Source organism: Pseudoalteromonas sp. NC201, from assembly GCF_002850255.1.
In the GTDB taxonomy this organism is placed as follows: domain Bacteria; phylum Pseudomonadota; class Gammaproteobacteria; order Enterobacterales; family Alteromonadaceae; genus Pseudoalteromonas.
Genome location: NZ_CP022522.1, coordinates 165,095 through 179,246, shown reverse-complemented (window position 1 = coordinate 179,246; position 14,152 = coordinate 165,095). Strand labels below are relative to the sequence as shown.

The window sequence follows — 14,152 nt, the reverse complement described above, 5'->3', positions numbered from 1 at the left end:
ATTTGGAGGGTTTTTATTGTTCTTGTTGTACGATTCAATACACGTTCTTATAAAAAGAACTCTTCTTCGTCTTCTTTGAGAGAAACTTCCCCTCTACTCAATTGAATAGACTCAATATAGGAAGCAATTGTCCGCACCGTGGCACTTTCAAAAAGCATAGAGAGCGGTAACTGCACTTTAAACTCTTGCTCAACGAAACTAGCAAATCTTGTTGCTAAGATTGAGTGGCCACCAGAGTCGAAGAAGCTCGCTTCAACACTAATTTTTTCTACTCCCAAAAGAGTTTCCCACTGCTTACAGAGACTGCTTTCAATTTCTGTGTCGGGGGCAACATAAACTACTGTTGAATTGACTTCTCCCACCTTGGGCAAGGCTTTCCGATCTATCTTTCCATTGCTATTGATTGGCATTTGCTCAAGTTTTTGAATAACGCTTGGAAGCATATAAGAAGGGATCATCTCGCGTAAGCGCTCTTTTAGCTCTTGCTCGGATATATCGGATGATTCATAAAAAGCAAGTAACTGAGTCCCTCCGAGCGTATCTTCGTGTGTCGTAACCGCAGCTAATTCGATGTTACACGCTAAAATGGCAGCTTCCACTTCATTTAAATCGATTCGGTAGCCTCTTATTTTAACCTGTGAGTCTTTCCTTCCGACAAACTGCAATACCCCATCAACGCTCGCTTTCACAAGGTCGCCACTGCGATATACTGGCCATTCCAGGCCTGCTTCAGCACATACACTTTGGCTTAGAAATGCTTCGTCATCTACCGAGTTAATATAACCTTTAGCCACCCCAAATCCGCTAATGTAAAGCTCGCCTACAACCCCTGCTGGTACAGCTCTCATTTCATTGTCTAATATCGATAGATTTACATTGAGTATGGGTGAGCCAATATGAGGGCTTGAGTTTGTTGTTATTTCTCCCCAACAAGTGTTGATGCTACATTCAGTTGGACCATACATATTAAAGGCTTTTCTTGCTATAGATTGCTGATACTTGGCTACTTTATTCCACATCACAGGATCAATTGCATCCCCTCCGATAAGCCAATTTACTTGAGGTATTTCAGCTAGCCTGAAGATTTCATTTATCATCACAGGAGTACTATCTACAATATCAGCCTTTAGTAACTGTAGCTCTGAACACAATATGCTAGGGTTATACCTAGCTTGTTCGGACACCATACAAAGTGAAATACCGTTTAATAAAGCAGATATACCCTTCATCGCCCCATCAAATGCACCTGATAGTGTCCAGCCCCAGCGACTCGCTCCGGTTGCTTCCAGAATGTCTGCCTTTAGTGCTGTACTATGGTTTACCAAATTTTGGTGACTTACAACGACTCCCTTAGGCCGACCAGTAGAGCCCGAAGTGAAAATCACATAAGCTGCACTTTTGGCATCAATAGTCGTTGGTTGTGGTTCTGAGGTATAGCTTGTAGCCTCCTCGATGCATAAATCCAAGTTAGCAAAAGGTGCGCTGACCTTTTTTGACAGCTCGTCATGATCACCTAGAACAACTGTCACATTAGCTTGGTCACATATGTAGCTCACTCGCTCTGTTGGGTAACTTGGATCAATGGGTACAAAGGCTGCACCACATTTCAAGACAGCTAGAACTGCAACGACATAGCTCTGTGAACGATTGACGACAATACCGACAAATTTGTTTTCTTTAACACCATGAGTTTGGCGTAAGTAAGTTGCTAACTGATTCGCCGATTTATTAAGCTCAGCGAAAGACAGTGTATTTTGCGTTGTAACCACTGCATCCACATCAGGCGTCTGAACGGCAGTCGCTTCAAACAGGTTGTGCGCTAAGGGTATTTCTTTACAGCTCTTAGGCCACCCCGTTTTAGATGTTATTTTGGGAAGCTCACTACTAGGTAAGCAAGCTAGCTTCGTAACTTCTCCAGCATGACCAGATACTAGCGCCGAGCAAATACTTGCCATCGCAGATGCAAAAATATTTTGCACTCTTGAGGCGTACTCTCCCATCGCTTTAACTTCAACGGTGAACGACTTCTTATCATTGAAATCATCAACTGAGACAACCAAAGGGTAGTTCGTTGTTTCCTTCAGGGATAAGCTACGCAGACCTAAAGTACTTTGCACTGCACTCTCAGATTTTGACCGTCTATAATTAAATAGCGAACTAAACAAAGGAGTATCCGAAGTTAACCCACTCTGTTGCTGCGCTATAGCCAAAGGTACATGCTCAAATAAAACGAGTTCATTTAAGCATGCTTCCGTTTTTCGCAACAGCATTTCGGCACTCAGGTTCTTAAGTTCTAAGTGTACTGGGACAGTATTTATCATCGTCCCCATCACTTTATCAACCCCACTTACACCATCAAGCCTACCCGACATCACCGTCCCGAATATCACTCGACTACTAGCACTTGCAATAGAGATTGTTAGAGATAAAGCCATGTGGAATAGAATAGCGGGAGATACACGATATGCTCGAGATAATGCTCTGATTTCTGCACTCAATTTTTCAGATAAATCATGATTCAACTGAACAACATCGCTACCATCACCATGGACACTCGACAAGTTAAATGGATAACAACCTTGCGTTACATCATTTAAGTAATCTTTATAAAATGCCTTTGCCGCTTCTAAGTCACAGTGTTCCTTAATAAACGCTATTTGCTCTCTAAACTGATGCGCAGGCGCTTTTAATTCTTGCCCATTTAAAATTGCAGCAAGCTCTTGACCAATCATCTCTAAACCAGCGTGATCTACGATAAGGTGATGGCACTGAATAACTAAATAAGACTTTGTAGTCGTTGAATTTCTTGCCAAGGTTATATTTACTAAAGGTGCTTGGCTAATTGTCATCTTTGAGCGTAACGACGGTGCTATCACTTCTAAAACGTCGGTATCATCGTCATCGCAACTGAACTCCCATTCATCCACAACGAATTCAACTTCTTTACATACAACTTGCACAGGTTCAGCAACGCCTTGCCACTGAACTTGCGTTCTTAGTACATCATGCCTTAATAGAATGACCTCAAAGGCCTGCTGCAACGTTGATAAAGAAGTTGTTTGTGGTAATTCGATGACAGAATTTAGAATATAAGGATCCACGTCAGCGCCAAGCATATAGTGGAATAGAAACCCTTCTTGAACAGGGCTCAGTGGATAGATGTCCTGAATATTATCAATTCCTTTAGGAACTAGCTTCGCAATACTTTCGAGCTCACTGTTAGAAAGGTTTACAAGTGTCAAATGTTCGGGTTTAAGGCTTTCTCCATCTTGCAACTCCTTGTTCTTAGGCGCTTGATACAGCCGCTTTTCACCTTCATTTACGCTCACTACATCCGCTAACTCTGCTAACGTATTTACGGAAAACAAGTGGCGAGCTTCTATAATGATGCCTTTACGCTTAGCTTTTGAGATCAGCTCCATACCTAAAACAGAATGCCCACCAAGAGAAAAGAAGTTATCTTTCCTTCCTACTTTTTCCAATCCCAAACATTCTGCAAAAAGCTCACACAATAGGGCTTCAATTTTATTTTTGGGAGCTTCATACTCAGCGAGTGCTTGGCTAAAGTCAGGTTCAGGTAAAGCTTTGCGGTCAAGCTTCCCATTTGCGGTCAACGGGAAGCTTGGCAACAACATAATTGCACTTGGCACCATATAATCAGGTAAGGTACCGAACAGATACTCGCGAATACGTGATGGCTTCCACTCTTCTGTCATTACAACGTATGCAACTAACTGAATGTTTTTTGACTTGTCTGGTACAGCTACGACATGCGCACCTTCAACTTTTGGATGAGCAAGCAACTGACTTTCAATATCACCTATCTCAACTCGGAATCCCCTAACCTTTAGTTGATTATCTAAGCGACCTACAAACTCAATGTTACCGTCTGGTAAATAACGTCCTAAATCACCTGTTCGATAGATTTTTTGTTGTAATTCAGGATGGTATAAGAAATGCTTTTCGGTGATTTCACTCGCATTGTAGTATTCACGAGCAACACCTTTTCCGCCGATAAACAACTCCCCCGTCACACCGGTAGGACAGTGTTGGAGCTGCGAATTAAGTATATAGAATGCTTGATTACCTAAAGGCTTACCGTATGGCACACTTCGACGATCGCTCAAATCCTCAGTAATGGGGTAATGAATCGACCAAATCGACCCCTCCGTTGCTCCTCCAAGACTAAAGAGTTTTGCATTCCTAAAGCGACGCCATATACGCTTAGGTAATGAGGTTGGGATCCAATCTCCACTCATCAACACGATACGTAAAGGCGCAATATCTTGTCGGTTATCAGCTTCGAGTAACTCAGTGATTAGTCCCATAGATAAGGGTACTGTATTCCAAACTGTTATTTCATGCTTTTCCAGCATGTCAAGCCAGTGATGAGGGTCTTTCGCCAATTCAGGAGCTGGAAAGACTAGCACTCCACCGACCGCTAACATACCAAAAATATCATATACAGACAGGTCGAAGCTCAATGCAGATACACATAAAACTTTATCCTTATGCGTAACCTCATATTTACTGTTGATATCAAGTAAAGTGTTAACTACTGCTTGATGTTCAATCGCTACCCCTTTAGGTACACCTGTTGAACCTGATGTGAAAATGACATAGGCCAACTGATTTATCTGTTGCGGAGCTCGATAATTTTCAAAGTATGCAATAACCTCTTTGGTAGAAATACCTGTGTTGTCGATGCGGCTCAAGTCGATATATTGATACTCTTCTGATGATAATAACTGCTGTTGACTATCAACTAAACAGACTTTTACCTGTGCCTGCACTAAAATATCGCGACACCTTTCAACCGGCCAGCTGGTTTCAAGAGGCAAATATGCCCCTCCTGCAATCAAAATAGCTAATGTGGCAATGACCTGCGCTCTACCTTTTTCAGCTCTTACAGCAACCAGCTCCTCGACAGTAATCTGCCCAGATAGCTTGCTCGCAACGAGCAAAGCATGTCTTAGCAAATCAAAATAGGTCATCTCCCCTTGAGAGTCTACGAGTGCTATGGCAGCTGGAGTTTTTAGTGCTTGCTGTATAAACAATTCATGCATACACAGGTCTTCAAGATAAGCAACAGAAGTCGCATTCCATTTATTTACAACTGTCTCGTACTCAGATGCTGTCAGCAAAGGCATTGTATCTAGTGAGGCGTTGGGGTTAGCTACCGCTTGAGTGATTAGCTGGTTAAAATGCCCTGCCATCACTTTAATCGTATCATCATTGAATAACGCTGTTGCATACTCCCATGTGAACTCTATCTGCTCACCAACTTCTCTCACATGCACTGTTAAATCAAACTTCGTCGTGGTTATTGGCTGTTCCACGTTACTCAATGCCAAATTAGGCAGCTTTAGTGCCTCCTGATCATTATTTTGCATCGCCAACATAACCTGAAATATAGGATGATATGCAGGGCTTCTTTCGATATTTAGAATTTCAACTAAGTTCTCAAAGGGAATAGCTTGGTGCTCAAAGGCTTCAAATATGGTGTTCCGGCTTACTTCTAGCGCCTTAACTAAACTTAATTTGGCAGGGTTGATAGTTCGTAAAACAAGAGTATTGACAAACAACCCAATTAGTCTTGCAAGCTCAGCATTATCCCTTCCCGCGACAGGGGTTCCTATAACAACATCATTTTCATTACTGTAGCGAGACATCAATGCAGCGAAAAGCGCATGAACTCCGGCAAAAAGTGATGCATTTTGCTCAACACAGAATGTTTTCAAAGCCTTACTTTGTGATGCGGGAAGTTGAATACTAAATGTCGTACCTTGGTTATCCGGTCTTTGTGGTCTCGGTTTATCAAGTGGCAAGCTATGCGCCATAGGTATGTCTGCAAGCTGCGTTTTCCAGTAGCTACCGAGTTGATCTAGTAACGTTCCGCGCAACTGTGCCTTCTGCCACACCGCAAAGTCTGAATATTGGATAGGCAATTCAGGTAAGCTTACATCACGATGTTCGAGCACTGCACTATAGCACTCTACAAATTCGTTTATTAAGATCCCTAACGACCAACCATCAGAGGCAATATGATGCATGTTCACCCCAACAACATATTTGTTATTGGAGAGCTTGATGAGATGACAACGGATCATAAGATCATTTTCTAAATCAAAACTTCTAGATGCCTCTAGGCTGAGCAGTTCAGTGAGTTTTTTATTTACCAGCTCCGCACTTAAATGCTCGATAGAGGTTTGCTTGATAGGGAAACTTTCAATATCGTGGACCTGCAAAGTAACTTGACCATCTAGTTCATGGTATGTTGTGCGTAGTACTTCATGTCGCTGTATAACTTCTACAAACGCCCGTTCAATAGCGTGTAAATCTATTTCACCCTCTAACTGAAAAGCACCTGGCATGTTATAGTGGGCGCTTCCGCCTTCAATATTATCAATCAACCAAAAGCGCTGTTGGGCGAAAGATACCGATGCCTCAGATGCTTTCTCGATAGCATCTTGAGTACTGTAACCGGGACTTGAATTTAAACTTGATAATCCTTCAAAAAAGGCAATGATTTCGTTTTTATTTTGAATAATTTTTTGCTTTAGCTGTTCTGGAAACTCATCTACAGATAGTTCATATTTCAACTGTCCTGCTTCATCTAATGAGAGAAAAACCCCTGCCGACGCAGCATCATTAATTAATTCCTTCACCATTATCATACTCCTTAATAAGTGACTGGTGAGCACAAAAACTCAGGCCGGCTTGAAAGAGACTTGCTTACGTTACTCACTTTGTTGTAGGTCAGAATAAGCAACCGTCTATCCGTTGGCCCTAAGTTATTAGGGCTACCATGAATAGTTTGTGGGTGGAAAACGATGACATCGCCTTTTTTACCTATTGCGGGAGCAACACCATTCATCTGAATTTGCTTGTCAACTTCTTCAATTGGCACTTGGAAAGTAAGCGCTGAAGCCACATCATTCGACCATGATTTATCAGGCTGAGCTTCAAGCGTTATATTTTGGCAGAGGTTCCCTTGCGTATGCGAGTTTGGAATAAACCACAAAGGACCAGAAATAAAGTCCACATCATCGAGAAATATGGCGATATTGACTAGTTCTTCTTTCTCTATATGGTCATTATTATGCCAAAACACAAAATCTTGATGCCATGGCCAGAATTCCCCAACCCCTTTTTTCTTAACATTTACTTTGGATTGATGCACATAGCAGTTGTCACCTAGGGTTTTCCGAACGATACCAAGTAATTTTTCCTGTTTTACTAATGTGGAGAAAAACTCATGGTACAAGTGAATACCATGAATGCCGCGTACCGTAACTCCATCTTGCTCATAGACAACCCCCCGTTTTTCAACACCAATATGATCTCGAAGGTGCATTTCTAAGGTCTCAATATCGTTTTGAGAAAACACGCCCTCTAACTTAACCACGCCTTCATGTAGATAATTTTCTAGTGATAGTTTAAGTTCTTTCATAGCACCCCCTCCTCCTTGATTGTTTGTCCAGCCTTTAGGCTCTCAACATTCTGCAAATAATTTAGCTCATCGAATAAGCGCGCTTGCTCCCTCAAAATAGGGGCTTCCATAATCGTTTTTACTGATAGTTTTATGCCGGTTTCTTGCTGGATCCCAGCAGAGAGTTGTGATGCAAGTAACGAGTGCCCACCTAAGTTAAAGAAGTTATCATTACGGCCTACTTTCTCAACATTGAGCAATGATTGCCACGCACCTTGAAGGCGGTACTCTGTCGGAGTTTCAGGTTCACTATAGTGACTTTCTAGTACCGAGAAATCAGCCTTAGGCAACGCATTTTTGTCTACTTTTCCGTTGATATTAAATGTAAATGAAGTGACTTCGATAAATAAGCTTGGACACATGTAGTAAGGTAGCTTGGAAAGCAAAAATTCATTTAGCTCAGTTTGTGAAGGTGTTCTTCCCTTTACAGTAAAGTAAGCAATTAGCTTGCTATCTCCGTTGAATTCATCACATTTTACGGATGCCATATCTACGTCTGGATGCAATGCTAAGGTAGTCTCCACTTCACTTAGTTCAACTCGGAAGCCTCTCAGTTTCACCTGTTGGTCGCTTCTACCTAAATACTCTAAGTTGCCATTTGACGTCCAACGAACCAAATCTCCCGTACGATAAAATCGCTCACCCAAATGAGGATAATGAGGTAGCTCAGTAAACTTTTCCTTCGTCAGCTCAGGCTCTCCGAGATACTGATCGGCCAAGCATGCACCTGTGATATACAACTCCCCCATAGCGCCTACAGGTACTTGATAGCCAAACTCGTCAAGTACCAAGCAGCTCACATTCGCTATTGGCGACCCAATATTAGGTATATCAGCCCAAGTCTCTGGTACTTTTGAGAGATTTAATGCAGTCACAACGTGTGTCTCTGTAGGACCATAATGATTAACAAGTTGTATTCGATTATTGCGTGAAAAGAACTTTCTGATCGCTGGAGTTATTTTTAGTTGCTCAGCCGTAGATATCACACAATTCAGTTGCGCTGGATTGACGTGACTTTCTACCCAATAACTCAATAAAATGTGCAGCATTGAGTGTGGCAAATTTAAAACGCTGACATCATGATCCACAATCGTTTTACTAAGATAGTCTAGGTCACTCATACACTCTCGACGAGTTAGTACCAACTTACCATGGTTACTAAGTGCCATAAAAATATCAGTAAAGCTCATATCAAAACCGATTGATGCGTATTGCAACCAAGTAGGCTGTTTCGTTAAAAGAGGTTGAGCAACCCCAATGGTCACAATCAAATTCAACAGCGCTTTATGTGACATCTGTACCGCTTTTGGCTTACCTGTAGAGCCTGAGGTGTGTAAGACATAGCAGGGCGACTCTAGTAGCCCCACTTCGAGCACCGGATTAGTAACTGGGTAATTACTCAAAATTAGCGATGACAGTTGCCTTTTATTATTGTGCTCACTGATGCACGCCTGAGAGCAGGCTCCATATATCAACAAGCTATTTGGGTAATTTTGTAATATCTGATCAATACGCTCTAAAGGTAATGCTTCGTCGATTGGAATATAGCCTGCACCCGCTTTCAATATGGCCATCAACGTTATGATTTGATCTATGCCCCTCGGAACTAAAAATGCCACTAAATCACCAGGTTTAACATTCTCAGTCTCAATTAAGTAATGGGCTAATTTATTCGCTTGCGCGTTTAAACTGCCATAGCTAATTGTCTCTTCTTTATCAACTAACGCGATACTCTCTGGGTAATCTCTAGCCGTGCTCTCAAATGCTTCTTGCACAGAGGCACCAGCAAGAGGAACCGCTTCTTTCGTCTGTAATTTCTCTAGCTGTATTTGTTGCTTCTTATTAACTATCGAGAAATCTGAACAATTTATTTCGGGATTATTTAAAAAGGTATCAATGAGCAGTATGAAGCTGTCATGCAAACTCTTAATCGTTTCTTCTTTAAAAAGTGCTGTTGCATACATCCAACTAATATTGAGCTCATCATTAAGCTCCGTGATGTGAAGCTCTATATCAAATCGCACAGTATGGGCATCAAAGTTTTTCAGCTCCATTTTTGTGTCAGCGAACTCAAGCATCATCTCAGGCGTGTTTTGCATCACAAATAGCACCTGAAATAGATTTGAACCGCCTACCAAGCGCTCTCCCGCCCTTTCAGAAATAAGCACATCGATTGGCACTTCTTGATGCGAAAAGTCATTCAATAGATTAGTTTTATTCTGTCGAAGAATATCAATTAAGCTTTGTTTAGCATCAATTTGTACTCTTGTTGGTAAGGTATTAACAAAAAAGCCTATTAATGACTCCAGCTGAGGATTCAGCCTATTTGCAATGGGTGCACCTATAGTGTTGTCGTATTGACCACTCACTTTAGCGATTAGCACACCAAGCAGGCCATGTAACAGCATGAACAAGGTTGTCTCTTCTCGTGCAGCAAGTTTTTTCAGTTTAGCCAGCTTCAGGGAATCAAGCTTAAACTGCTGTGTCCTACCGCTATAATCCAACTGACGTGGGCGTGGAAAATCATATGGAAGTTGATTTACTTTTGGCGCACCCTCTAGCCTTTCAAGCCAATATTCAATCCCTTCATTTTGCATTTCCATCCATTCAGGGGAACGCTGCCAAAATGCATAATCTGCATACTGAATATCTAATGGAGCCAAACTCTCATCTGATTTCTCAACCGCATGAAGATACAATTGACATAGCTCTTTACTACAAACACCACCGGAAAATCCATCTGTTGCGATGTGGTGTATAACAAACAACACTAAATATCTTTCTTTCGTTCTAAATAATTTAACTCTGATAGGAGCATCACGTTCCAAATCAAAATAGATATTTATACTTGTTCTGATCTGCGCTTCTATTTCTTCATCGTTTTTATGAACCACGGAAACAAGCTCGCAGATTTTTGTCATGTCGATACTTTCCATTGGCATTACAAACTGAAACGGCATTCCTAAATTTTCGCCATAACAAGTCCGCAATATTTCATGCCGCTCTATCAACTTGCGCACAGCAAGTTGAAAGCAGGAAAAATCAATCTCACCACTAATATCGAATAAGAAGTGACTGTTGTAATACTCGTTGCCTGACGCAAACTTTTGCGCTAAGTACAAGCTTTGCTGTGAAAATGACAGTGGTATTTCACAAGCTTTATCGACCTTTTGAATCGTGTGGCGTTTCTTATTATCTTTATAAAGCTTATTTAAAAACGACTTCAACGCTTCTTTATTACTTATCAGTGTCGTCTTCAGGCTATCAGGAATTCCCGTTTTTGGTAATTCACAAACCAGCTTGTCACCTTTGATATTTAATTTAACGTGATGAGCCCGAAGCTCTTGTAAAAGTGCCTCAACATTCATAGTTCAAGCACCTCAACAGGTTCAGTCGTATCGGCCTCACTATTTTCTTGCTCAAGTAACCACACCCGAGTTTCAATTAATTCGGAAAGTGCAGAAATAGTTGGTAATTGCAATAATTCCTGAAGTGGTATCTCAAATTCAAACTGCTTGCGCATTTTGGTTACTAAGGCAGCCGCCATTAAGCTATGCCCACCCATTTCAAAGAAATTATCTTCTATTCCAACTGGGCTATACCCCAAAACTTCTTGCCATTGCTGCGCTAGTAGTGATTCAAGCTCCGTTCTTGGTTCAACATAATCAGGCGCAAAACTTGGACGGCTATGATTGGAAGCCAATGCAAGGTCATCACTACTACCATCAATTTGAGACTCTATATTTGCAAACTTTAACTCTAAGCCTTCACCTTTGACATCCATACTACTACCAAGAATAGTCGCAAGCTGCTCTGTAACACCTTGTTGCATCGCCTTGATAGCTGCCAATTGTGCGTCTGACAACGTCGTATGTTGTTCAACCGCTTTTAACTCCCAACGTAATGCCCCCTCTACAAGCGGTTTTGTGGTGCTGGGCATATCAGAATCTTTCGTTAAAATTAAATCAGGTTTAAATAACTGCTTACCTGTTGCTGCAGGTTCAATCCAATATCTTTTTGGCTCAAATGCATAGGTAGGAAGACGAACTCTGTGGCGCTTTTGCGTAGAATAATACTCTTCAAAAGGTAGTGTGATCCCCGCTGCCCATATTTCAGCACGCGTAAATGCGATACTTTCCAGAGTCAACTCTTGCTCTGCAGGTTTAGGTAATGTACTTGCAACATGAGCTTGGTTATTGCTCAACGTCTTTATAAATGATCGTAAGGTAGTCCCTGGGCCAACTTCAACGTACACACGGCTAGTATCCTCAGACCATAATGTCTCTAAGCCATCATTAAATTTCACAGTTTGACGCAGGTGTTTAGCCCAATATTCTGGGCTGCAAACTTCTTCCTCAGCCCAATCACCCGATACATTTGAGATAAACGGGATAGTTGGTTTATTCATCGGTATTGTGCTTGCAAACTCTATGAATGGCTGAAGTGCAGCAGCCATCATCCCGCTGTGAAACGCATGAGATGTATGTAGCAGAGAAGCTTCAATTCCTGCTGCATTTAGTTCAGCTAATAAAGCGTCAACTGCTTCAGGCTGCCCTCCCAAAACCTGTGAATGTTCGCTATTTTGAACGCAATGCCAAACTCCCTCTCTTACCCAGTTAGACACTTCACTTGCAGCGATTGGAATCGACAACATTTTGCCATGTGGCATACCCGCCATGAGCTCACCACGCTTTGCAACGAGTCTTATTGCATTTTCCAGAGTAAATACACCGGACAAACACGCTGCCACATACTCACCGATACTGTGACCAATCATGCTTTGTGGTTTTACATCCCAACTTATTAGCAGTTTAGCTAGTGCATAACTAACACTAAATAAACTTAATTGAGCATTCTGAGTTTGTTTAAGTTGTGTACTGGCAGCAGTTGAATTCTCACAAAACAAAAGTTCTTTTAAGGACAAAGAGCAATGCGTGTGTATTAATTCAAAGCACTGATCTAAATGCTTTTTGAACTCAGCTTCATTTTCATATAAAGCTTTCGCCATACCGACATACTGACTACCTTGACCGGGGAACATAAAACAAATATCTCGCTCTGTTTTGTTCTGGGCACTATGGATCGTGAATCGCTTGTCGTCTCCTGTCAGCTTATTCTTTAATTCATCTATTGAACTGACAACAGTGACAAACTTGTGTTTAAAATTTCTCCTACCGACTTGTAACGTGTAAGCAACGTCAGCAATATTTAGCTCTGGGCAGCACTTCAAGTGCTCAAGCAGGTTTTCTTTCGTTTTTACTAATGAGGATGCTGTTTTTGCAGACAACACGATTAGATGAAGTCCACTAGCTGAATCAGACTTAGGTAACTCAGGCGCTTCTTCTACGATTAAATGTGCATTCGTTCCACCAATGCCAAATGAACTAATACCAGCTCTTAACTTGTCACCTGCACTTGGTTCCCACGGGATCGTTTTATCAACAACGAAAAATGGGCTATTAGCAAAATCAATTTTTGGATTAGGTTGTTCAAAGTTTAGACTTGCAGGTATCTTGTGATGCTCCATCCCCTTCAACGTCTTTATCATACTGGCAACTCCCCCCGCTGATACGAGGTGCCCAATATTTGTTTTCACAGAACCAATGCCACAGAATTGCTTTTTATCCGTATAGCGTTGAAATGCTCTAGTCAAACCAGATACTTCTATCGGATCCCCCAAGTTAGTACCTGTTCCATGTGCTTCTATATAGCTAATCGTCGCAGGATCTATCTCTGCGCTTTCAAGAGCTTCTGTAATACACCTCGATTGCCCTTCAGGGCTTGGCGCGGTATAACTTGCTTTGTCCCCGCCATCGTTATTAATTGCACTGCTCTTTAGTACGCCAAGGATCTGATCGCCATCTTCTAGTGCATCTTCCATGCGTTTCAAAGCAACAAGCGCAATACCATTCCCAGCAACTGTACCGGCAGCCCTCGCATCGAAGGCTCTACAGTGACCATCAAAGGACCCTATGCCGCCCTCTTGGTAAAATAAAGCATCTTCTCTTGAGTTTGATATTGTAACTCCTCCAGCTACCGCAATGTCACATTGATATGCAAGCAACGCTTCCCTCGCATAGTGAACAGCAACAGCTGAAGACGAACATAAAGTATTAATATTGATACTAGGTCCAGATAAGCCAAGCTTGTAGCTTGCTCTTGTCGAGACAAAGTCTTGTCCCGTTGAGAGAGAGACTTTAAAGGTCCCAACGTCCCTTACATAGTCTTGGTGTGATAATAAGTTTCTCGACAGATAGGAACTAGCACCGGCTCCACTATAAACACCAATGATGTTGTCGCCTTCTTCAGCACCATAACCCGCTCTTTCTAACAGCTCCCAAATTACCTCAAGGAAGATCCGATGCTGTGGGTCTAACAATTCAGCTTCTCTAGGCGAGAAACCAAAGAATTCAGCATCAAAATTCTCTACGCCTTCAAGTACCCCCTCAGCACCAACAAAGTTCGGGTTTTCTAAAAGTGCAGGATCAACCCCTAAGTTCAATAGCTCTTCTTGACTAAAAAACCTGACTGACTCGACACCATTTTCAAGGTTATGCCAAAACTCTTCGACACTGTTTGCACCGGGGAAGCGACCAGCCATTGAAATAACGGCAATGTCATCCTGATAATATTCTTTTAATTCTTCTGTTGATTTCATTT

4 protein-coding genes are annotated in these 14,152 nt (G+C 41.8%); all 4 read right to left on the bottom strand.

The genetic code is table 11. The annotated features are described in order from the left end of the window. Positions 1-47: 47 nt before the first annotated feature. The 4 genes from PNC201_RS00735 to PNC201_RS00720 are packed head-to-tail and all read right to left on the bottom strand — an operon-like array spanning position 48 to position 14,150. Positions 48-6,671 carry a non-ribosomal peptide synthetase gene (locus PNC201_RS00735; RefSeq protein WP_158299090.1) on the bottom strand — a complete coding sequence of 2,208 codons (6,624 nt, stop codon included), beginning with the start codon at positions 6,669-6,671 and terminating at the stop codon, positions 48-50. 11 nt (positions 6,672-6,682) lie between these two features. After that, positions 6,683-7,453, bottom strand: coding sequence for a phytanoyl-CoA dioxygenase family protein (locus PNC201_RS00730; RefSeq protein ID WP_010604336.1), 771 nt, complete (start codon positions 7,451-7,453; stop codon positions 6,683-6,685). Further along, positions 7,450-10,860 carry a non-ribosomal peptide synthetase gene (locus PNC201_RS00725; protein WP_102055868.1) on the bottom strand — a complete coding sequence of 1,137 codons (3,411 nt, stop codon included), beginning with the start codon at positions 10,858-10,860 and terminating at the stop codon, positions 7,450-7,452. The genes PNC201_RS00730 and PNC201_RS00725 overlap by 4 nt, the downstream gene beginning before the upstream one ends. Then, on the bottom strand, positions 10,857-14,150 hold the full coding sequence (locus PNC201_RS00720; RefSeq protein ID WP_102055867.1) for a type I polyketide synthase: 3,294 nt from the start codon (positions 14,148-14,150) through the stop codon (positions 10,857-10,859). Before PNC201_RS00720 ends, PNC201_RS00725 begins: the two co-directional genes overlap by 4 nt. Between the last annotated feature and the right edge of the window lie 2 nt (positions 14,151-14,152).